The following is a 21,198-nucleotide window of genomic DNA, read 5'->3' as shown; positions in this document are numbered from 1 at the left end:
AGTTGCAATTAGTAGCGCGCTCTACCCAAGGTGGGCTTAAAGGCATTATGCGACGCGCTGCTCGGTGCCATCCTTGGTCCCGCTGACCGTTGGATGCGAGTTCACCGCAATCACAACTGCCAGCGCAGCAAGCGAATTGATATCGCGATTGCCGCGGTTGAAAGCCGTCATAACGGTCTCGGCAATGACCTTCGCCTCTTCATCCGAACTGGACTTGACCACGAGCGTCGCAGCGGCCTTGTCGTAGGCTGCTTGCATGATGTCCCAGTCGTCTTGAGAGTACATTGGATTCAGAGGGTTATCGAAAGCCATGGAGGTGTTCCTCTTCATTATTATTGCTCCAGCGACGGCGAGAATCGTAATCGCTGGATTGTGGCATGGCAAATCGAAACGGATTTTCAGGTCATTTAAAGGGCTTACCGCAAAGCAGCAATGAAATGCGCGCTGCGAAATGTGGCAGACCAGCCCATTCAATCGAATTCATTACAAGGGGAACCGACGCTAAAGCGTCGGCTCGGCTTCGCTGCGCTCACGGATGGCACGGGACAGGCGCGACCAGCGCGGGCTGAACCAAGGGGTCAACAACGACACTTTATCGAAGCGCTGGCGGTTGAAGGAAGGGTCGTGCTCCTCGAACGTCCAGACCTTGAAATTGGTCAACTCATGCGGTCCGAACGTATGGATCAACGGAATATCGGCGGCGTCGCGGCCGCGTGCGACCACGATGCGCCCGATGCGACGCTGGTTGTGACGGGCGTCGAACGTGTGCCACCTGTCGCCGAGGAAAACCTCGATCCAGGCGTTGAAATCCATTGGCGCCGGGTCGGCCGGCACGCCGATGTCGCCCATATAGCCGTTCACATAGCGTGCAGGAATATTCATGCAGCGGCAAAGCGCAACGGCAAGGTGGGCGAAGTCACGGCAAACGCCAACCCGTTCCTCATGTGCCTGGGCGGCGGTGCGTGTCGAGCGGGCAAAGCCATAGCTGAAGGTTAGCCGCTGGTTGACGTAGTCGCAGATCGACTGAACGCGGGTCCAGCCCGGCTTTATATGGCCGAAAAGGTTCCAGGCAAGCTGGCTCAACTCATCCGTCTCGCAGTAGCGGCTGGCGGAGAGGTAGGCGAGGCATTCGGTCGGAAGCTTGTCGACCGTGATCTCGGCCGCATCTTCATGGACCGGATCCGGCAGGCCGTCGTCTTTGACGACGGCATCATAGGTCAAGGTCAGATTGCCAGCCGGAGCGAGAAGGCGGATAGCGGTATTGCCGAACAGATCCTTGAATTTTTCAAGCTTCAGATCCGGGCTGGCCACGGGTCCATTCTCGCACTTGATGTCGGCAGTCCGCGCCGATTCGAGATTGAGATAGGTGGTCATCGGAGTGGGCTGGTTGCACCTAATGGCAATCTCATAACCGACACGTATCAACATTGGCATATCCTTTAATGTTTGGAGGACAACGCCGCTTTTCCGTTAGAGTTCCGCACCCGATCATTAAAATACGATGGCAAGCTGAAGAGCGAATGCGGCTCGGATTCCGGTCCCGCCGGTCATATTCAGCATTTATTGACCATAGACCCATAGGATTTGAAACAAAAGCCTTCCGTCCCCTTTATAGGGTCATGGATGTCGAAGCATGGAGTGAAAATGATGGCGCCAGCTTCAGAGCCGATTGGAAGTATTATGACTGGAAAACGAGTGGCTAAGCCTCATCCTACGGCAAGCGTCGTCCGCGACCAGCTTCAGCGCCCGGAATTCCAGCACGCTATCCGCACGACAAGCGCCGCCAGGGTCGAAAAGAAGATGCCCAAGCAATTCCTCGACTTGCTGGAACAACTCGACATCGCCGAAACCCGCAACAAGAAGCGCAGCTGATCGCTTAGCCCTGACGATAGACAAGGTTACCGTGCATGTCCGGATGCGCGATGCGCCCCGACTTCGTGTAATTGATAAAGCTGCCAAAACCCAATGCGAAGACAAGGAAAATGGCAAATACGATGCCAAGACGTTGAACAAGCATGACAAAATTTCCCCAGTGACTCCTTGAAAATAGACAAGGGCATCTGAACGCTGGCTGAACCATCCATTCACCTGGCGGTTCAAATGATTGCCGAATTCTTCACACATTGGGCGCTCCGGCGGTGACGCTGAAACGCCGCTGATCTATGCTTCGCCCCAAAGTTGTATGATCCATCGCTCTGAAGCCCGCAGGCAAGGGAGGTTCCGGCATGAGCAAGCCATTCGACGCCATCGTCATCGGGGCAGGACAAGCTGGCCCATCGCTTGTCGGCCGGCTCACCGGAGCCGGGATGAAAGTGCTGATGGTCGAGCGCAAGCTGTTTGGCGGCACCTGCGTCAACACCGGTTGCATGCCGACGAAAACCCTCGTCGCCAGCGCTTACGCTGCCCACCTTGCCCGGCGCGCCTCCGACTTTGGCATATTGGTCGGCGCCGAAGTTGGCATCGACATGAAGCGGGTGAAGCAGCGGGCCGAAACGGTCTCCTACAACGCGCGCACTGGTGTCGAAAAATGGTTGCGCGGCATGGAAAACTGTACGGTGATCGAGGGCCACGCGCGCTTCACTGCTCCACACGAAATCGCAATCGGCAGCGAGACGTATACGGCGCCCCGCATCTTCCTCAATGTGGGCGGGCGGGCAAACATACCCGACATGCCCGGGATCAACGACATCGAGTATCTTACCAACGCCTCGATCCTTCAACTGGATGAGGTGCCCGAACATCTGGTTGTCGTTGGCGGCAGCTATATCGGCCTCGAATTTGCGCAAATGTACCGCCGATTTGGCGCCGAGGTGACGGTGGTCGAAAAGGGACCGCGCCTTGTCAGCCGCGAAGACGAGGACGTCTCCGACGCCATCAAGGATATTCTCGAGGCCGAAGGCATCGCCATGAGGCTCAATGCGGAGTGCATCTCGTTCAAGCCGCATCCGAACGGCGTCGAGGTCGGCGTGGATTGCACAAACGGCGCGCCGAGCGTCGTTGGGTCGCGCGTGCTGATGGCGATCGGCCGGCGTCCCAACACGGACGATCTTGCCCTCGACAAGGCGGGCGTCGCCGTGGACGAGCGCGGCTTTATCAAGGTCGACGATCATCTTGCGACGAACGTCGATGGCATCTGGGCGCTCGGTGATTGCAACGGACGCGGAGCGTTTACCCACACGGCCTATAATGACTATGAGATCGTCGCGGCCAATCTTTTGGACGGTGAGAACCGGAAGGTCAGCGAGCGTATTCCGGGTTATGCACTTTATATCGATCCGCCGCTTGGGCGCGTCGGCATGACCGAAAGCCAGGCCCGCACGTCTGGCCGACCCATCCTCGTATCAAAGCGTCCGATGACGCGTGTCGGGCGCGCTGTAGAGAAGGATGAAACGCTGGGTTTCATGAAAGTGGTCGCGGACGCCGAAACGCAAAGGATCCTCGGCGCGGCGATTCTCGGCACCAGCGGCGACGAAGCGATCCACGGCATACTTGACACGATGAATGCCGATGTCGGCTATCCGCAGCTGAAATGGGCGGTGCCGATCCATCCAACAGTGTCGGAGCTCATTCCGACACTGCTTGGCGACCTGAAGCCTGCCGGCTAGGGCATCTGCAACTTCGGCAAGGTCATTCCATGACGGCGCTGTGGTCCGGCGGGGCCGCATCCGAACCGGGCTTGCGCAGCAGCATGACCAGCGGAATGGAGATGATCGACATGATCATCAACAGCTTGAAATCATCGATATAGGCGATGATCGTCGCCTGCTCGGTGATCATGCCGTCGAGCGCGGCGCGGCCGGCAGCTTTCATCGGGTCGAGATGCTGCATCACGGCCGGTGCATTGAATGCGTGATTGAACGGCGTCACATAGGCGGCGATGGAGGCGTGGTTGATCTGGACGTTCTCCGTCAACAGCGCCGAGACGATGGCGATGCCGACGCTCGATCCGATATTTCGCGACAGATTGTAGAGACCTGTGCCCTCGCCGCGCATTTGGGCGGGCAGGGTGGCAAAGGCGATCGTCGTCAAGGGCACGAAAAGGAAGCCGAGTCCGGCACCCTGGATGAAGCCGACAGAAATGATCGTCCATTGTGAAATGTCGGGTGTCCAGCCAGTCATGTCGTACATGGCCCAGGCGGTGAGCGAAAACCCGAAGATCAGCAACGCACGCGTGTCGATCTTGCCGATCAGGCGCCCGACGATGAACATCGAAATCATCGTGCCGACGCCACGCGGGCCCATGACGATGCCGGCGGTAATGACGGGATAACCCATCAGCGTCTGCAGATAGGGCGTCATCAGGGCAAGCGAAGCGAGGTAGGTGACGCCGATGACGAAGATGAAGAACATGCTGACGGAGAAGTTCCGGTCGAGGAAAAGGCGCGGATTGACGAAGGATTTCTTCGCCGTGAACGTATGCACGAGCAAAAGATAAAAGGCGCCGGCGCTGATCAGCGCCTCAATCTGAATTTCACCGGAGGAGAACCAGTTCAGCTGCTCGCCGCGGTCGAGGAAAAGCTGCAGCGTGGCAATCGCAAGGCTGAGCATGCCGAAGCCGAACCAGTCCAGCTTGGCGCCGATGTCGCGCTTGGTCTCGGAAACGAAGGCGACGATGCCGAAGAAGGCGAGCATGCCGATGGGCACGTTGATATAAAACACCCAGCGCCAGCTGATATTATCGGTGAGCCAGCCGCCAATGACGGGGCCAAGCACTGGACCAACCATGACCGAGACGCCGAAGAGCGCCATCGCCTTGCCGCGCTCGTGCACTTCGTAGATATCGAGGAGAATGCCCTGGGAGAGCGGCACCAGTGCGGCGCCGAACAGGCCCTGCATCAGGCGGAAGACCACAATTTGCGGCAGCGTCTGGGCGAGCCCGCACAGGACCGATGCGACGACGAAGCCGACAATCGCCGTCAGCAGCACATTCTTGCGGCCGAAGCGTGCCGCGAGGAACCCTGAGGGCGGCGTCATGATGGCGGCGGCGACGATATAGGACGTCAAAACCCAATTGATCTGGTCGGCGCTCGCCGAGACGCTGCCCTGGATATAGGGCAGCGCAACGTTGGCGATCGTCGTATCCAGCGCCTGCATGATCACGGCGAGGATAACGCAGGCCGTGATTGCCCCGCGGTTCGCCACCACGGGGGCCGGACCTGAAAGCGCGACAGTGTTAGCCATGGCTCTTGCTACCAAAGCCCCCAAAGAGATCTGAGATGAATTTAGGCATGCCGCGGGCGTGGCCGGTTTCGACGTCAGCGGTGACGCTCATGCCGACGCGCAGCGGCGGCTTGCCGGAAAGATCGTCGATACTGACGAGCATGGGAATGCGCTGGACGACCTTCACCCAGTTGCCCGAAGTATTCTGGGCAGGCAGAAGCGAGAAGCTCGAGCCCGATGCCGGGCTGATGCTGGCAACCTTGCCCTTCCACTCGACGCCCGGATAGGTGTCGACACTGATCGTCACCGGCTGCCCCTCGCGAACGTAGGTGAGTTCGGTTTCCTTCGGGCTGGCCGCAACCCACATATGCGTGGTCGAGACCAGGCTGAACCCGGCCTGCGATGCCTGCAGATAGGCGCCGACCTGCAGCGCGGAAACATTGGTAACAATACCGTCAAACGGCGCGCGCACGATGGTGCGGTCGAGGTTGCGCTGGGCATTGTCCACAGCCGACTGAGCCTGAAGATAGGACGGGTTCTGTTCGACCGGCTGGTTCGGGTCATTGCCGAGCTGTGCCAGCGTGGCAGCAGCTTCCGCCTTGGCGACGTCCACTTTCTGCTGGGCGGCGTCGAGGTCGTGCTTGGCCTGGTCATAGGCAGCCTTGGAAACCGCCGCCGTTGCGGTCAAATCCTGCTGCCGCTGCAGCGTCTTGTTGTAGAAGGGGATGTCGGCTTCCGCCTGCGTGATTTCGGCGAGCGATTGCTTGTAGCTCGCCTCGAGGTTCAGGATCTGGTTGCGAACGACACCAAGCTGAGCCTTCGCGCCGGCAAGGGCGATTTCATAGGCGCTTGGATCGAGCCGGAAGAGCACGTCGCCTTGTTTGACCACCTGGTTGTCGTGGACCTCGATCGACTGCACCATTCCGGAAACATCGGTAGAGACGCCGACCATGTCGGCCTGCACATAGGCGTTGTCCGTGGACATGACTTGGCCGCCGGTAACGTAGAAATAACCGCCGACGATCAATGCGAGCGGCAGCACCGCGAACAAGAGCGGCCGCTTCAGGCTGCGGCGCGGCCGGGCCGGTGCTGGCGGCGCTTCCTTGGTCACCGGGATTGCTGGCGTCTCGATTGTCGTGTCGCGCTTTTCAAGGACTGTCTCGCTGCGCTGTGAAGGAGCAGGAGCCTGATCCGAATTGGCGGGAATGCGCATGGAAGGTGAACCATCAGCCATGATTTTTCTCTCTGTCATCGACCGGCGTCTGGCATGCGTCGATCAAGTTCGTCTTCATAAGGGTAAGGGTGCGGATGAGGTGATCGCGGTCTTCCACCGAAACGCCGGCGAGCGCCTCGCCGCGCGTAGCTTCACCAATCACGCGCATGTCGGCGAGAAGCGGGCGGGTCTCGTCGCGCAGGAAGAGCAGCCATATGCGCCGATCTGTCGGATGCCGGCGGCGCTCTACCAGGCCGCGCTCTTCAAGCTTGTCGAGAATGCGGACAAGCGTGATCGGTTCGATTTCGAGTATCTCGGCAAGGCCCGCCTGGTGGATACCTTCATTATTGGCAAGGTATGCCAGCGTCTGCCACTGCGACCGCGTCAATCCGAGATGCTTCGCACGCTGTTCGAAGCGCTTGCGCAGCAGGCGCGCGACGTCGTGCAGCAGGAAGCCAAGGGTCTTTGTGTTGTTCATGGGTGTGAAAGCATTTCATAAGGGTGCTTATTACATTGGTGCATATAACAACGATGCTAGGCAATAAAAAGATGACAGCTTGCCTCAGCCTGCAAAAATTTGGGCTTTGCCCTCAATTTGTTGTGAAAGCGGCCGGGGCTCGGTTTGACGGTCAGTCCTGGTGGAGTTCCAGTAGCCATGTCTGCCCGATAAGGTCGTGGCCGAACGAATGGTGCTTCTCCTCATCTATCAACCGGAAGCCGGCAGCTTCGTAGATGCGGCGTGCTGAAATCAGTATGTCGTTGGTCCACAGCTTGAGTTTGTGGTATCCCTTGGCCCGCGCCTCTTCAATGCACATCGCAACGAGTTCCCGGCCAATGCCCAAGCCACGTGCGGAAGGTTCGACATAGAGCAGCCGCAGCTTGGCAACGCCTTCTTCATCGCCTTTGACGAGGAAGATCGACCCGGCGATCGCGCCATTATGTTCGGCTACCCACGCAGTCTCCCGCTCCGGATCGAAATGCGCGACGAACTTGCCGAGGATGTCGCAGACAAGCCCCTCATAGGTCCAGTCCCAGCCATACTCGGCATGATAAAGCGCCATCTGCCGGTGGATGATCCAGCCGATATCGCCCGGCCGCAGACCACGGTAGGTAACTGCATTCCGCTCAGCCTCGTTTGTATCGAGAAGCGCATGAATATGGCGCATCGCGGCGACGAGCTGCGTGCGCGCGTCCGCAGCGAGCGGCGCCAGCAGCCCTTCGATCTGTTGTTGCGAGCCGAGGTCCAGCGCGGCGAACGCTTTCTTTCCTGCCGGAGTCAAAGCGATCAAGCGGTGCTTGCCGTGTGCGGGACTGACGCGCACGCCAATGAGCTTGCGCTTGGCAAATCGGGCGACGATCCGGCTGAGATGCGCCTTGTCCATCCCCAGGCTGCGACCGAGCTCGGCGGCCGTCTGCTCGCCATTATTGGCGAGTTCGTAGAGCACGCGCGCCTCGGCGAGCGTATAGTCGCTGGCCAGCAGGTGCTTGTCGAGAAGGCCGATCTCCTTGGTGAAAAATCGGTTGAACTGGCGGAATTCTTCGATGGCATTCATGGTTGGACCTCAATGTTGTCGGTGACAACATATAATGGGTCGTCGGCTTTAGGCAAGTGAGTTGCAACCGAAGGTATGCGGCATTGTCGTTCAACCGGTGATATGTTTAGTTTCGGTCCAAAAGGCGTGAAAGTGGCAAGCGTGGAAACAATCACCGATAAACCTCGGACCAGTGAGCAGAAGCCGCCGGTCGAGACCGAATTGAAGCTGCTCGTGGCAGTCGAAAGGTTCGCTGCCTTCCGCGAAAGTGCCTTGCAGCGCCTTTCCGCGCGGAACAAGGGGATTATCCGCCGGCTCGACGCGATCTACTTCGACACGCCAGAGCATGCCTTGTTCGACGCGGGACTGACGTTACGCGTCAGGCGCACCGGCCGGAGCTTCACCCAGACGGTCAAGCGCACGGCTTCCAACGGAGCCCTGTCGCGCCACGAATGGGAATCGCCAGTCCATGCGATGGCCCCCGATCTGGGTTCATTGCCGCTTCTGGAAATCGGCGCCCCGTTCGACAAGCTCGATCCGCAATCGCTCGTTCCTGCATTCGCCACCAATGTGCGCCGGCACGCGCTCATGGTCGATGTTCCGGGCGCCCAGATCGAGGTCGCCTTCGATGACGGGAAAGTCGAGGCAGGCGCCTGGCAGCAGCCGATCTCGGAAGTGGAACTCGAGCTGAAGCAGGGGCGCCCGGCGGCGCTTTATGAACTTGGCCTCAGCCTCATGGAAACCGAGCCGCTCCGGCTCGGCGTCCAGACAAAATCGGATCGCGGCTATGCGCTCGCCTGCATCAAGACGCCCAAGGCGTTCAAGGCAACGCAGTCCGGGATCGGCCGCGACGATATTGTTGACGATGCCATCGCGGCTCTCCTGGCCAATTGCCATCAGCAGATACTCGCCAATCTCGTTCCGGCCGAGCTCTCCGAAGTGCCGGATGGCGTCCATCAGTTGCGGGTGGGACTGCGCCGGCTGCGCACATTGCTTTGGCTGCTGCGCCACGAAATCGGTGCCCCGGCGCTGGCTGCACTCGAAGCCGAGGCCAAGCAGCTTGCCAGCAATCTTGGACCTGCCCGCAACTGGGAGGTCTTCATCTCATCGACCATCGCCAACCTCGAGATGGTCGAACTCGAAGATATCGACTTTTCCGGCCTGAGGATGGCTGCGCATCCCTTCAGGGACGAGGCCTATGTGAAGGTGCGTGAAGTGCTCGCCTCGCCGGAAGTCAATCGCTTCCTGCTTTCACTCGGTCTCGTGATCGAGCAGCGCAACTGGCGCAATGACATCAGCGCCGGCACGCTTGGCGTTCTGTCGGAGCCGGTGGGCAAGCTCGGTGCGCGCGTCCTTGGCCGCATCGAGCGCAAGGCGCTCAAGCTTGGCCGTCATTTCCGCCATTTGGCGCCCGAGCAAAGGCACAAAGTACGAATCACACTGAAAAAGCTGCGCTATGCGCTGGAGTTCTTCCTGCCGCTCTATGCCGGTCATGGGGCGACGGGCAAGTATCTGAAGCGCCTTTCGCATTTGCAGGATTCCCTTGGCGCCGAAAACGATATCGCGACGTCACGCGAACTGCTGCACCAGCTCACCGAGGCAACGACCGATCCCGGCGTTCACCGCGCGATTGGTGCCGTGGCAGGCTGGCAGCGCTGCTATCAAATCGGCAAGGCAGATCAACTGCTGAGCGATTGGAAAAACTTCGAGCGCCAGCCGCTGTTTTCGGATTAGGTCTCATTGGGATGGACCGCTATTGCCGGCAGCAAAGCCGGTCCAGGTGGAATCGATATTCAGCCATGTGTTGGCCGGCTGCAGCGACTTGAAACCGACGCTGCGCGGCAAGGGGGCGGCCCCGCGATCAAAGCTGTTGCGATAGAGAATGGTATTGTATTTGCGCGAGGTGCGCGGCGGCGCTTCCTTAAAATTTCCATCATAGGTCCACATCAGGCGGAAGCCATCGATGAACCCGAAGGGAAGGTTGGTGAACCTGTTCTTCTCGAACACCGTGCCATTGTAGTCGGCGCCCTCGTAGCTCCAGCTTTCGTATTCGACGCCGATATGGGCAAGCCGATCGAATCTGTTGTTGCGGTAGATATTGCCGAGACCGCCCCAGACCCCCGCTGTTCCCGCATCCGTGAATGTCGTTCCGACATAGAGCCCACTATTGCTGTCGGAGATGTTGTTGTTCGAATATTGCAGGAAGTAGGGGCTGAGGCCCGACGTTGACGTCAATGCGACGGTCATCATGGCGTGGCGCATTTGCGAAATCCGGTTGCTGTCCACCACGGCATCGTAAACATTGCCGTAGAGCAGGACCGCCGTCGAATCCGAGTCGTGCTCGGCATAGCTCGCGCGGCCTTCGAAGCTGTTGTTGTAGATGGCAATCTGCGATGCGGTGGCGGCGAACGCAAACCGGCTCGACCGGTCGGGAACGACGTTCCAGGGCCGGTCCAACATCGCAGTATTGGCTTTCACGTCAATGATATGGCGACGTTGCCCTGCGCCAGCCCCGCCGACGATCACCAGATCGCGGCCGCTCCGCTCATCGGTTGCAGCCAACTCGGCGAACGTGACGCTGGTCGGCGTCGCTCCGATGAAGCCATCCTTGAGCTCACTGCCGACCATTTCGAAGCAGATCTGTTCGCCCTTGTTGCAATCGACGGTGTTGCAGTCGTGCGGCGCGGCATTGTGGGAGCGATTGCCCTCCCAATACATGTTCCGAAGGTTGCCGAAATGCCCCTGCGCGACGAAGAAACGGCCAATGCCGTGGCCGTGGTCGCGGGTCTCATCGGCATTGGCAAGATCGTTGCCGATCATCGAAAAGTCGCGGCCGCCCCAGAGCGCAACAACCGATTCGCCATAGCCGGTCATGCGGAACCGGTTATTGGTCATGAACAGCTGGTTGCTGCTGCCATAAAATGATCCATTCTCGATAAGCTCGGAACCATCGATGTAGATGCCGGACGAACGGTCCGTTTCCAGCGCCGGAATGTTCCATGCAATGAGCCGCACCGATTGCAGCCGGAAATTGGCGACGGCGCCGAGATTCATGAGCGGCTTCGATCCGGTATTGCCATTGGCGTCGAACGTCAGCCGCTCGAACTGCACATTGCGCTCCGCCTGGTCGATCATGCTCGCGCCCGTATTGGCATCGAGCCTTATGACCGTCTGGTCCATGCCGTCGCCCAGCCAACGGACATTGTCCGGTGCGGTCAGCGCGGAAGAAACGCGATAGGTCCCGGCGGGAAGATGTACCGTTGCGGGCGCGCTTGCTGCTGCAGCCTCGAGCGCCGCCTTGATAGCGCTGGTATCGTCGCTGGCGCCGTTTCCTGTCGCGCCAAACGATTTTACATCAAGGATATGTGTTTCCTGTCCCGCCCAGGGCGACTCGCCGAGAACCTGCAGCGGCAGCGGGCCGCTCCAGCCGAAGCGGCCGCCATGGCCGTTATGGGCCCAGACTTCGTACGAGCCAGCCGCGAGATCCGGGACCTTGAACTCGACCCGGAAGGGGTTGGCGGATGTGGGGGCGACAAACAGGCCGGGCGCATTCGCAGGCTTGATGTAGATGAAGGCCATCGACGTGCCGTTCATATGCGCAAGGTTGCGTCCGTAGAGCGAAATGGCCGTCCCTGCCGACGTGTTGTTCGGGCCGAGCCACCAGGCTTCAGTACGGTTGACGGCAAAGGGCTTGCCGCGCGCGCCGTCGCGTTCCGGCCAAACGAGATACATCGACCATGCCGGCAGGGAGGCGGGGAGCAGCAGCGTTGCTGCGCTCGCATCGGCGCGTAGCGGCCTGGACGGAGAAATGCTGCCATCGATTGCGGTGGGCGCCTGCGCGAAAATTCCAAAGCCGGTTTGCTTGTCCAGCCCGACACCTGTCATCGAGATGATTTCATCAGGTCCCGCCGTCCTCGATATTTCCGCAATTGCGGGCGCGCCCGCACCGGCGGCGAATGCCGGTGGCGCAAAACGATCGATTTCGGGTGGCAAGGACGGTTCCGGGTTCGGAAGTGGAAAGCCAAAATCCGCCGGTTCTGCGTTTCTGGTGCCGGCCGCGGTCGATGCAGCGGTTCCCGCGCGGGCCGCGGCGGCGCCGGCCATCAGGCCCAACACCAATAGGAGCCCCGCTATCAGCGCCATGATCGACCGTGGAAAATGGCGCATGCCGAACTCCGCCCCCTGTTGTTCGTGCATGAAGCCAGAGCACGCAGCGATTTGATAGAAGGCGCTCGATAAATTGAACGTGATTATTCGTGTGCAACAGAAGCGTGGCGAGGAGAACTGGTGCCGCTTGCGTGACTCGAACACGCGACCATCATGTAAATAGGAAAATTGGGTGACCATGTTCGAAACGGCATGGCAACGTTTGGTATCTTACGATCGGGCAGGGCTGCGGTCGTTTAGGTTTCTGGCGGACTTGCTGATACCAGGAGGTCGGGATACACGGAACGGATTGTACACTGCAGCCGGGGGACAATGTTGAAGCGATGACCAAAGTGACGAACTTGTCTTTTCATGACTCGCATGGTGCCGACGACGTCGATCCGCTAATGGTGCGATCGGTGGAGAAGGCGTTCCGTGTACTGGAAGCCTTTGACGGTTCGAACCGTAGCCTTAGTCTGGCTCAGATTGGGGCCAACGTCGGGCTGGACAAGAGCGCCGCGCAGCGCTTCACGCATACGCTCAACAAACTGGGATACCTTCAGAAAGATCCAATAACGAAGCGTTTCGAACTCAGCCTGCGAAGCCTCGAAATGGCGCGCCATTTCATTACAGCCAACCCCTTGGTCAACCAGGCAATGCCTTACCTCCTTCACCTCAGCCGCGAGACGGAGGAAGCGGTGAACCTCACTCTTCCTGACGGTACAGACATCGTGTTTGCGGCGCGCTTCATGAGCAGGCACATGCTCAACACCGATGTCGTCGTAGGTACGCGCATGCCGGCCTTCTGCACGGCCCCGGGCAGAGCAATCCTCTCCCGCCTCCCGATGGATGAAGCCCTGTCGTTGCTTGAGCGCTCGCCCTTGCAAGCCTTCACGTCACAGACAGTCCATGCAATAGATGCACTCATCGCGCGCCTTGAGACCGCACGCAACGCCGGCTATGCGACCACCTGGGGCGAATTTTTCCCCGGTGACCTTTCGGTTGCATCGGCCGTGCTCGACCAGAGCGGCCGCCCTGTCGCCGCCGTCAATATCGGCGTTTCCAACGCACGCTATACGTCTGAAAAGGCGGAAGAGATGTTCGCGCCGCTAGTCGTCGCTGCCACCCGCTCAATCTCGCAAGCTTCCTCCACATTCTAGCTTCCGCGCCTTACGACTGCCTCGTCCGGCAGAGCGAGCCGGCAATAATTCTTCCCAACGTAAAAAATACCGTTGACAATTTCATGTATCGAAATACGATACGCCGTATCAGAATGCGATACGATGGATCATATGGCTAATTTTATCCTGACGGAACAGCGCGGCGCTTGTCGCCTTATCACCCTGAATCGCCCCGAGGTTCTCAATGCCTGGCACACGCAGATGCGGTCAGACCTTATCACCGCGCTGGAAGCGGCTGAAAAGGACCATCACGTCGGGGCCATTATCCTGACAGGCGCTGGTGAACGCGCCTTTGGTGCGGGCCAAGACCTCAACGAGACCAAGACTTTCGATCCCGACCGAGCGGAACTGTGGATCGGAGAATGGGAACGTCTCTACGACGTTATCCGCAGCCTCTCAAAGCCGCTTATCATGGCATTGAACGGGCTTGCGGCGGGTTCTGCCTTTCAGGTGACACTGCTCGGTGATTTCCGCATCGGCCATGAGGGCGTGAAGATGGGCCAGCCGGAAATCAATTCCGGCATCGCTAGTACCACCGGCCCCTGGATCATGATGGAAATGATCGGGCTGGCGCGGACGACCGACCTGACGCTCAGCGGGCGCATGATGGACGCGGGGGAATGTTTCGCGATCGGCCTCCTCAACCGGATTGTGCCGCGCGAGGAGGTGCTGGCGGCGTCACTCATCCTCGGGGAGGAACTTGCGGCCAAACCGCCACTTGCCATGAAGCTTAACAAGCAGCGCTTTCGGGAAGTCACGGAAGCGCGCTTCCGTGATGCACTTGCAGCCGGCGTGCGTAATCAGCGCATCGCCTATGCTGATGGCGAGCCTAATCGCATGATGGAGAAATTCCTTGCCAATAAATCTAGGGCGAAGTCCGGCTGAGCCGCGATCGACGAATGCCTCTCAACATCAATGACTTTTTAGGAATCTAGAGTGGAAGACCAGGGTTTCATTTCTCGCCTGCCGGCACGGGCCGCGACTTTGCCCGATGCCATCTATGCGACCTTCGATGGGTTGCCGATTACCTTTGCCAATCTGCATCGCAATTCTGATAGCGTCGCCGTCGAACTGCGCCGCCTCGGTGTGACCAAGGGGGATCGTGTGGCGCTGATGCTGCGCAACAGCCCCGACAGCCTAGCCGTGCTTTTCGCGATTGCCAAATGTGGCGCCGTCTGGGTGCCAGTTAATGTGCAACTGCGTGGTGACGGGCTGAAATACATTCTGGAACATTGCGATCCGCGCGTTGTCTTCGCGGATCGCGATCTTTTCGCCAACATTCTGGAGTGCGGTGCCGACACCACGGCATTTCAGCTTATCGCCGAAAAAGGAGACGAAGCTTCGCTCGACCACCTTGCAGGTCGCGGCCACAGCTTTTCCGAACCGCTGCCCCTGGCGGATGACCTTTTCGCGCTGAATTATACGTCCGGGACCACGGGTCGCCCGAAAGGCGTCCGCGTTACCCATCGCATGCTGCGCTACGCCTCCGAAGGCGCCATGCTGTGCTCTGACGCCAGGGATGGCGATGTCTTCTTCGTGTGGGAGCCTCTCTACCATATCGGCGGTGCGCAGCTTATCCCTATTCCCTTGGTGCGCGACGTCACCCTTTCGATGGTGCAGCGCTTCAGTGCAAGCAGGTTTTGGGACCAAGTGCGCGATTGCGGCGCAACGCAGATTCACTACCTTGGCGGAGTCCTGCAGATTCTGTTGAAGCAGCCTGAAACCCCGCGCGATCGCGACCACAAGGTACGCGTCGCCTGGGGTGGCGGATGTCCGCGCGATATCTGGCGCGCTTTCGAACAACGCTTCGGCATGCCGCTGCGCGAATGCTACGGCATGACGGAATCATCGAGCATCACCACATTCAACGCCAACGGCGCCCTCGGATCGGTCGGGACCCCCGTGCCGTGGCTCTCGGTCGAAATACTTGACGAGAAAGGCACCCGCGTGGCGCCGGGCGTTCATGGCGAGATTGTCGTCCATTCCCGCCAGGAGGGTGCAGTCTTCGCCGGCTATTTCCGTAATGAAGAGGCGACTGCCAAAGCGTTACGCCCGAATGGTTTCCACACGGGCGACCTTGGTATGATCGACGTGGACGGGAACCTCTACTTCCTCGGGCGTCTGACAGACAGCGTCCGAGTCAAGGGCGAGAATGTCTCGGCGTTCGAGGTTGAGCACGTTGCCGGTGGCCACCCCATGGTCGAAGATTGCGCGCTGATCGGCGTCAAAGCCGAGGTGGGTGAGCAGGAGATCAAGCTCTTCATCAAACCGAAGGCGGGGACTGATATCGACTATCCCGTCTTCTCGGATTGGCTGGCGCAAAGGTTGGCGCCGTTCCAGAATCCGCGGTACCTCGCTGTTGTCGACGATTTCGAGCGCACGCCGAGCCAGCGCATCATGAAGCACCGCCTGCCTGCATCCGTGGAAGGCAGTTGGGATCGGCTCCGGAGCAATGGCCGATGATGCACCGTTCCGATACGCGCACAAGCGAATACCCCAAGGGGAGACAACCACAATGAAAGCCGCCGTTCTCTACAATTACAACGAAGACCTCGTTATTGAGGATGTCCCGATCGGCGAGCCGGGCGATCGCGAAGTCCTCGTGCGCATCATCGCAACCGGCGTATGCCACAGCGATCTCAGCGCGGCGAAGGGAAAGTCGCGGCCGAAGCTTCCGATCATCCTCGGGCATGAAGCTGCCGGTATAGTCGAGCGCACCGGCTCGGCGGTTTCGAAGGTGCAGAAGGGTGACCACGTGATCCTTTCGTGGGCGCCGAACTGCGGTGAATGTTTCTATTGTCACAAACGCCTGCCGACGATGTGCGACACCTATGGCGACGCCGCCGGCGCAGGTACCCTATGGAACGGTTCGCGCCGTCTTGGCAGCGCCCAGAAACCCATCAACCATTTCACCTGCGTTTCGAGCTTTGCCGAACTCGCCGTCGTACCGGAATCGGGCTGCTCGAAGATCGACAACGATATTCCCTTTGAAGTCGCTGCGCTCGTCGGCTGCGCTGTGACCACTGGATTCGGTGCCGTTGTCAACGATGCGCGTGTCGAGCCCGGAGATGTTGTCGGCGTGATCGGCGTCGGAGGCGTCGGTATCAATGCCATCCATGCTGCATCAGTCGCCGGAGCTGAAGCAGTTGTTGCTATTGATATCAACCCGGAAAAGGAAGCAGTAGCACGATCGTTTGGCGCAACACATTTTCTGAATTCAGCAACGCAGGATGTGACTGCCGAACTCAAGGCGCTGAGTCGTGGACGCGGGCCTGACAGCATCATCGACTGCACCGGTAGACCGGCGGCCATCGCGCTTGCGTATGATGGCGTCCGGCTCGGCGGGACCGTGATCTCAGTCGGCATTGCTGCCAAGGGTGAAATGGTCTGCCTGCCCGCCTCAACCTTGCCTAATACACAAAAGCGCATCATCGGCAGCAATTATGGTGGCGGCGTGCCGGAGCGCGATTTCGAGCGCATTCTCGGTCTTTATCGCGCTGGCCGGTTCGACCTCGACCGCCAGGTCGGCGAGCGTGTGCCGCTTGAAAAAATCAATGAAGCCTTCCGCTGGCTGGAGCAGGGCGTGCTTGCGCGCACGCTCATATGCTTCGACCGTTGACCACCCTTTTCGAACGAGACAGATGATGTATCCCGATACCCAACTATTTATCGCTGGCGAATGGACAAACGGTGCGGGAGGCGAGATGCTCCCGGTGCTTAACCCTGCCACGGGTGCAGAAATCGGCCGCGTCGCCAAGGCCACGTCCCTTGACATGGACCGCGCGCTGACCGCTGCTGCCGAAGCCTTTACGCAGTGGTGCAAGACGACGGCACGCGAACGCGCCAGGCTTCTCCATATGGCCGCCGACAATCTGCGCGCCCGGATCGAGGATATCGCGCCCATCCTGACCATGGAGCAAGGCAAGCCGCTAGCCGAAGCCCGCTCCGAACTGCGCAACGCCGATGACGTAATCCGCTGGTTCGCTGAAGAAAGCATCCGCTCTTACGGGCGCATCATTCCGGCCCGCAAGCCGGGCGTACAGCAGATGGTGGTCAAGGAGCCGATCGGCGTGGTTGCCGCCTTTACGCCGTGGAACTATCCGGTTGCGCAGGCGATCCGCAAGATTTGCGCGGCTCTTGCGGCGGGCTGCACGGTAATCCTCAAGGCCGCCGAAGAGGCGCCCGCCTCCTGTGCTGCGATGATCCGCGCCTTTGCCGACGCCGGCTTCCCGCACGGGGCGATCAATCTTCTCTACGGCGTGCCCTCCGAAATCTCGGAGTACCTCATTCCGCATCCGGTCATTCGTAAGGTCTCCTTCACCGGCTCCACGCCCGTCGGCAAGCATTTGACGGCGCTCGCCGGCGCCCACATGAAGCGGGTAACGATGGAACTCGGCGGTCACGCTCCTTACATCGTCTGTGCCGATGCGGATCTTCAATCCTCCGTTTCGATGCTCGCTGGGCACAAGTTTCACAATGCCGGTCAGGTCTGCATCGCACCGACGCGCGTGCTGGTGGAAGACCCCGTCTACGACAACGTCCTGAAAGATTTTGTCACTGCCGCGCAGGCGGTGAGGGTAGGTGACGGCCTTGCAGACGGTGTCGACATGGGCCCGATGGCAAATGCACGCAGGCTCGACGCCATGGATCGGCTGATCGGCGATGCCGTCGCCAAGGGCGGCCGCCTGCTCACCGGCGGCAATCGCATCGGTAATGCCGGGTATTTCTTTGAGCCGACAGTGCTCGCCGATGTTCCGCAGGATGCCGCGATCATGAATGAGGAGCCATTCGGGCCGGTTGCGGTCGTCAACCGTTTTGCGACGGTCGATGCGGCGATCGAAGAAGCAAATCGGCTGCCTTTTGGGCTTGCCGCCTATGCCTTCACCCGCTCCCAGAGAAATGCCCAGCGTTTTAGCGAAGACATCGAGACGGGCATGTTGTCAATCAACGATTACGGGCTCGCTTACGCTGAGGTTCCGTTCAACGGAGTGAAGGATTCCGGCTACGGCTCGGAGGGTGGACCCGAGGCTCTGGAGACGTTTCAGACGATCAAGTTTGTTTCGCAGACAAATTTGTGAAAATCACTCAAATGAAATCTTGACTAAATTTTTTCATTAGTGTGAAATTCTGCTCAGAGCTTAATTATAGGAAAGACCCGATCTCAATGTCTCAGCAGGCCTACTCCCTCCCGCAACGCTCGCCGCTCTATCAGGCGCCGCCGTTCGATTACAAAGCCTTCAGCAAGGTCAGCGTGTTTTGCCGTGTTGAGGAGGCAGCCATTCGCGCGGCGTTGCCCCAGCAGTTCGACATTCGCGGAGATGTCATCGAGTTCTTCATCATGGACGTCCCTGCCGGCGGTTCGCTCGGGTCATATGCCGAAGGCGGCATCGTAGTCCCCATGAGTTATCAGGGCCGCCCCGGAGGCCACGTTCTTTACGAGATCGTCACCAATGACGATTCGATGGCAGTTGGCCGTGAAGTGTGGGGCTATCCGAAGAAGATGGGCGAGGTTGCCTGGAAGGCGAGTGAGACGGCGGTGGAAGCGAAGTTATCGCGCCGCGGCACATCGCTTATCGAGATCGATTTCAAGGCCGACGGTTCTGCCTTCGAAAAGCCTGCCCTGCATCCACGTTTCCAGACCCGCATCATCCCGTCGCCGGAAAGCGCAGCGGTAGAAACGCAGATCATCGAGAATTCGTTGGGCCAGTCCGAAACGATCCGCCACTCTTTCGGCACGGCCGACATCAAGATCGGTGGGAACGCCAGCGACCCATTCTCGGATTTCCAGATCCGCGAAATCGTCGGTGCGGAAATGATTGTCGCCAACTTCGTCCTCGCCTTCGGCAAGATCGTCGGCTGAAAACCCAGGAACCGTACACATGATGTGTGCAAAAGCCCCCGAAAAGATGTTCAGACTCGACGACAAGCGGGTCTTCATCACCGGTGGCGGCGGTGGCATAGGCCGCGCTGCGGCTTTGATGTTTGCCGCCTTCGGAGCGCGGGTTGTGGTCCTCGACCGCGACCCGGCCGCAGCGCAGGCTGTCAGCCGGGAGGTGAATGAGGCGGGCGGTAGGGCGACCGCATCCGTCCTCGACGTTGCCGATGAGTCCGCCGTCATTGCTGTGTTCGACGCCGCTGAGCGGGAGGCGGGCGGTCTCGACATTCTGGTCAACAATGCCGGGATATCGATCCGCAGGCCATCGACCGAACTTGCGCTGGAAGATTGGAACAGCGTCATCTCGGTCAATCTGACCGGCATGTTCCTCTGTTCGCGGACGGCAGCGCGCTCCTGGATCAACCGCGGCGTTCCGGGCGTGGTGATCAACACCGCGTCCATCATGAGCTTTTCGGGGGGCGGTCTTCATCCGAACGTGTCCTACCAGTCGACCAAGGCGGGTGTCGTCAATCTCACGCGCACGCTCGCCGTTGAATGGGCCGACAATGACATTCGTGTCAATGCAGTGGCGCCAACTTGGGTCCGGACGCCGCTGATCGATCATCTCATGGCCGACGAGGCGCAGATGGATAAAATCCGGAACCTGACGCCGCTCAAGCGGCTTGCGGAGCCCGACGAGGTTGCCTCCGCCATGATCTTTCTCGCCGGGCCCGCCTCGGCAATGACCACAGGGCATGTGCTTGCAGTGGACGGTGGTTATCTCGCGCGATGAGGAGGAGGGACGAAGACACGACTACCGCATACCCATCACTACTGTGAAGAACACAGCAAGAAAATTCATGAAAATGTTGCCCGGATGGGAGTTCCGTGCAACCAATCTTAACAACGAAAGGGGAAATTTATGACGAGAACCCGTATACTTCTTTCAGCTGCCGCGCTTCTTGTCGCGGCCAGCGCCACGCCTGCGCTTGCAGCCGACATCGTTCTCGGCGGAAGCGCGCCGATGTCGGGCGCGCAAGCCGAGTTCGGACAATCTCAGATCGATGGAGCGCAGCTCTACTTCGACCAGGTCAACGAAAAAGGCGGTATCAACGGTAACAAGATCGTCTTCCGCCCGCTCGACGACCGCGCCGACCCGCGTCAGGGCACGCTCGTTGCCCAGCAATTCTGTGACGACAGCGCGGTTATTGGAGTGATTGGCCACATGAACAGCGGCGTGACCATGCCAGCTCTCGATATCTATTCCGAGTGCGGCATGCCGCAGGTCGTTCCGGCCACCAATCCGCAGTTGATGCGTATGGGCTTCAAGACGGTCGTGCGTCCTGTCGCAAATGACTTCGTGCAAGGCGCACTGCCAGCAAAATACGTGACGGCGAAGCTTGGCCTGAAGAAAGCGGTGCTCGTTCATGACAAGACCGTCTTCGGACAAGGCATTGCCGGTGTGTTCAAGGATAATTTCGAATCCGGCGGCGGCACAATCGCCGGAACGTTCGGCACCAATCCGGAAGACGTCGACTTTTCGGCACTGATCGCATCGATCAAGCTCGAAAATCCCGATGTCGTCTACATGGGTGCCGGCATGCCGCAGCTTGCCCTTTTCCTCAAGCAGATGCGTGAGCAGGGTCTGAAGGCGCAGTTCATCGGTCCCGATATCGGCTTTACCGTCGATTTTATCAAGCAGGTTGGGCCAGCGTCGGCAGAAGGGGCGCTCATGACGTTCCAGCTTCCGCCATACGACTCCTCGCCGGAACTGAAGGACTTTACCGAACGTCATAAGGCCCGTTTCGGCCGGGATCCCGGACCCTACGCCTCGCTTGGCTTCGCCAATGCCCAGGTTATGGCCGCCGCCGTCGAGAAGGCAAAAAGTCTCGATCGCGAAGGGGTGCTCGAACAGCTCCACGGCGTGACCGTGAACACGCTTCTTGGACCCGTCGCTTTCGACGAGAACGGGGAAAACACGACAGCACCGATGTATCTCTATGTCGTCAAGGACGGCAAGTTCGAGTTGATCAAGGACTAGTCACCCGCACGTGTGTTCAATAGGGCCGGCCCACAAAGGTGCCGGCCCGC

The 21,198-nt window shown here is 59.5% G+C and carries 19 protein-coding genes; 11 read left to right on the top strand and 8 right to left on the bottom strand.

The window, feature by feature from the left end; translation table 11 throughout:
- Positions 1–45: 45 nt before the first annotated feature.
- On the bottom strand, positions 46–330 hold the full coding sequence (locus GF108_RS00460) for a hypothetical protein (RefSeq protein WP_153666450.1): 285 nt from the start codon (positions 328–330) through the stop codon (positions 46–48).
- A 171-nt stretch (positions 331–501) separates the two neighbouring features.
- Positions 502–1,428 carry a transglutaminase family protein gene (locus GF108_RS00455; RefSeq protein ID WP_091921429.1) on the bottom strand — a complete coding sequence of 309 codons (927 nt, stop codon included), beginning with the start codon at positions 1,426–1,428 and terminating at the stop codon, positions 502–504.
- Positions 1,429–1,695: 267 nt separating this feature from the next.
- On the opposite strand from GF108_RS00455, the gene GF108_RS00450 reads away from it, so the two are divergent.
- Positions 1,696–1,872, top strand: a complete 177-nt coding sequence (locus GF108_RS00450) for a hypothetical protein (protein WP_153666449.1) — start codon at positions 1,696–1,698, stop codon at positions 1,870–1,872.
- Positions 1,873–1,876: 4 nt separating this feature from the next.
- Here the strand turns inward: GF108_RS00450 and GF108_RS00445 are convergent, their stop codons facing one another.
- Entirely contained in the window at positions 1,877–2,017 is a 141-nt protein-coding gene (locus GF108_RS00445) for a hypothetical protein (protein ID WP_153666448.1), read from the bottom strand.
- A 208-nt stretch (positions 2,018–2,225) separates the two neighbouring features.
- Here GF108_RS00445 and GF108_RS00440 point away from each other — a divergent pair, with 208 nt between their 5' ends.
- On the top strand, positions 2,226–3,605 hold the full coding sequence (locus GF108_RS00440; RefSeq protein ID WP_153666447.1) for an FAD-containing oxidoreductase: 1,380 nt from the start codon (positions 2,226–2,228) through the stop codon (positions 3,603–3,605).
- A 22-nt stretch (positions 3,606–3,627) separates the two neighbouring features.
- On the opposite strand, the gene GF108_RS00435 is transcribed toward GF108_RS00440, so the two are convergent.
- The 4 genes from GF108_RS00435 to GF108_RS00420 form a co-directional block, all read right to left on the bottom strand.
- Positions 3,628–5,181, bottom strand: a complete 1,554-nt coding sequence (locus tag GF108_RS00435; protein WP_153666446.1) for an MDR family MFS transporter — start codon at positions 5,179–5,181, stop codon at positions 3,628–3,630.
- Complete coding sequence (locus GF108_RS00430) at positions 5,174–6,394, bottom strand: HlyD family secretion protein (protein ID WP_113279754.1); 1,221 nt, start codon at positions 6,392–6,394, stop codon at positions 5,174–5,176. The genes GF108_RS00435 and GF108_RS00430 overlap by 8 nt, the downstream gene beginning before the upstream one ends.
- Positions 6,387–6,851 carry a MarR family winged helix-turn-helix transcriptional regulator gene (locus tag GF108_RS00425; protein ID WP_027230392.1) on the bottom strand — a complete coding sequence of 155 codons (465 nt, stop codon included), beginning with the start codon at positions 6,849–6,851 and terminating at the stop codon, positions 6,387–6,389. Before GF108_RS00425 ends, GF108_RS00430 begins: the two co-directional genes overlap by 8 nt.
- Before the next feature lie 151 nt (positions 6,852–7,002).
- Positions 7,003–7,926 (bottom strand): helix-turn-helix domain-containing GNAT family N-acetyltransferase, encoded by a 924-nt coding sequence (locus tag GF108_RS00420; RefSeq protein WP_153666445.1) that lies wholly within the window; start codon positions 7,924–7,926, stop codon positions 7,003–7,005.
- Positions 7,927–8,067: 141 nt separating this feature from the next.
- Here GF108_RS00420 and GF108_RS00415 point away from each other — a divergent pair, with 141 nt between their 5' ends.
- Positions 8,068–9,639 (top strand): CYTH and CHAD domain-containing protein, encoded by a 1,572-nt coding sequence (locus GF108_RS00415; protein ID WP_172982538.1) that lies wholly within the window; start codon positions 8,068–8,070, stop codon positions 9,637–9,639.
- A 3-nt stretch (positions 9,640–9,642) separates the two neighbouring features.
- On the opposite strand, the gene GF108_RS00410 is transcribed toward GF108_RS00415, so the two are convergent.
- Entirely contained in the window at positions 9,643–12,072 is a 2,430-nt protein-coding gene (locus GF108_RS00410; RefSeq protein ID WP_246663808.1) for a glycosyl hydrolase family 28-related protein, read from the bottom strand.
- A 332-nt stretch (positions 12,073–12,404) separates the two neighbouring features.
- On the opposite strand from GF108_RS00410, the gene GF108_RS00405 reads away from it, so the two are divergent.
- The 8 genes from GF108_RS00405 (at position 12,405) to GF108_RS00370 (ending at position 21,148) form a co-directional block, all read left to right on the top strand.
- A complete protein-coding gene (locus tag GF108_RS00405) occupies positions 12,405–13,211 on the top strand; it encodes an IclR family transcriptional regulator (RefSeq protein WP_370462036.1) in 807 nt (268 codons plus the stop codon).
- A gap of 132 nt (positions 13,212–13,343) precedes the next feature.
- Positions 13,344–14,117, top strand: coding sequence for an enoyl-CoA hydratase/isomerase family protein (locus GF108_RS00400; protein ID WP_153666443.1), 774 nt, complete (start codon positions 13,344–13,346; stop codon positions 14,115–14,117).
- Between the two features lie 51 nt (positions 14,118–14,168).
- Complete coding sequence (locus GF108_RS00395; protein ID WP_370462035.1) at positions 14,169–15,695, top strand: AMP-binding protein; 1,527 nt, start codon at positions 14,169–14,171, stop codon at positions 15,693–15,695.
- Between the two features lie 52 nt (positions 15,696–15,747).
- Positions 15,748–16,851, top strand: a complete 1,104-nt coding sequence (locus GF108_RS00390; protein ID WP_172982537.1) for a Zn-dependent alcohol dehydrogenase — start codon at positions 15,748–15,750, stop codon at positions 16,849–16,851.
- Positions 16,852–16,873: 22 nt separating this feature from the next.
- Entirely contained in the window at positions 16,874–18,310 is a 1,437-nt protein-coding gene (locus GF108_RS00385; protein ID WP_153666441.1) for an NAD-dependent succinate-semialdehyde dehydrogenase, read from the top strand.
- An 86-nt stretch (positions 18,311–18,396) separates the two neighbouring features.
- Positions 18,397–19,092, top strand: coding sequence for an acetoacetate decarboxylase family protein (locus GF108_RS00380; RefSeq protein WP_153666440.1), 696 nt, complete (start codon positions 18,397–18,399; stop codon positions 19,090–19,092).
- 19 nt (positions 19,093–19,111) lie between these two features.
- Positions 19,112–19,900, top strand: a complete 789-nt coding sequence (locus tag GF108_RS00375) for an SDR family NAD(P)-dependent oxidoreductase (RefSeq protein ID WP_246663806.1) — start codon at positions 19,112–19,114, stop codon at positions 19,898–19,900.
- 129 nt (positions 19,901–20,029) lie between these two features.
- Entirely contained in the window at positions 20,030–21,148 is a 1,119-nt protein-coding gene (locus GF108_RS00370) for a branched-chain amino acid ABC transporter substrate-binding protein (RefSeq protein WP_153666439.1), read from the top strand.
- Positions 21,149–21,198: the final 50 nt, after the last annotated feature.

The sequence above is a fragment of the Phyllobacterium sp. SYP-B3895 genome, assembly GCF_009647635.1.
GTDB lineage: Bacteria > Pseudomonadota > Alphaproteobacteria > Rhizobiales > Rhizobiaceae > Phyllobacterium > Phyllobacterium pellucidum.
The sequence above is the reverse complement of the archived record's forward strand: the minus strand, read 5'-3'. Positions and strand labels throughout refer to the sequence as shown.

Excerpts from the sequence above, each read along its gene's own strand:
- GF108_RS00460 (WP_153666450.1), bottom strand. The coding sequence starts at position 330 with ATGAAGAGGAACACCTCCATGGCTTTCGATAACCCTCTGAATCCAATG.
- GF108_RS00455 (WP_091921429.1), bottom strand. The coding sequence starts at position 1,428 with ATGTTGATACGTGTCGGTTATGAGATTGCCATTAGGTGCAACCAGCCC.
- GF108_RS00445 (WP_153666448.1), bottom strand. The coding sequence starts at position 2,017 with ATGCTTGTTCAACGTCTTGGCATCGTATTTGCCATTTTCCTTGTCTTC.
- GF108_RS00440 (WP_153666447.1), top strand. The coding sequence starts at position 2,226 with ATGAGCAAGCCATTCGACGCCATCGTCATCGGGGCAGGACAAGCTGGC.
- GF108_RS00435 (WP_153666446.1), bottom strand. The coding sequence starts at position 5,181 with ATGGCTAACACTGTCGCGCTTTCAGGTCCGGCCCCCGTGGTGGCGAAC.
- GF108_RS00430 (WP_113279754.1), bottom strand. The coding sequence starts at position 6,394 with ATGGCTGATGGTTCACCTTCCATGCGCATTCCCGCCAATTCGGATCAG.
- GF108_RS00425 (WP_027230392.1), bottom strand. The coding sequence starts at position 6,851 with ATGAACAACACAAAGACCCTTGGCTTCCTGCTGCACGACGTCGCGCGC.
- GF108_RS00420 (WP_153666445.1), bottom strand. The coding sequence starts at position 7,926 with ATGAATGCCATCGAAGAATTCCGCCAGTTCAACCGATTTTTCACCAAG.
- GF108_RS00410 (WP_246663808.1), bottom strand. The coding sequence starts at position 12,072 with ATGCGCCATTTTCCACGGTCGATCATGGCGCTGATAGCGGGGCTCCTA.
- GF108_RS00400 (WP_153666443.1), top strand. The coding sequence starts at position 13,344 with ATGGCTAATTTTATCCTGACGGAACAGCGCGGCGCTTGTCGCCTTATC.
- GF108_RS00390 (WP_172982537.1), top strand. The coding sequence starts at position 15,748 with ATGAAAGCCGCCGTTCTCTACAATTACAACGAAGACCTCGTTATTGAG.
- GF108_RS00385 (WP_153666441.1), top strand. The coding sequence starts at position 16,874 with ATGATGTATCCCGATACCCAACTATTTATCGCTGGCGAATGGACAAAC.
- GF108_RS00380 (WP_153666440.1), top strand. The coding sequence starts at position 18,397 with ATGTCTCAGCAGGCCTACTCCCTCCCGCAACGCTCGCCGCTCTATCAG.
- GF108_RS00375 (WP_246663806.1), top strand. The coding sequence starts at position 19,112 with ATGATGTGTGCAAAAGCCCCCGAAAAGATGTTCAGACTCGACGACAAG.
- GF108_RS00370 (WP_153666439.1), top strand. The coding sequence starts at position 20,030 with ATGACGAGAACCCGTATACTTCTTTCAGCTGCCGCGCTTCTTGTCGCG.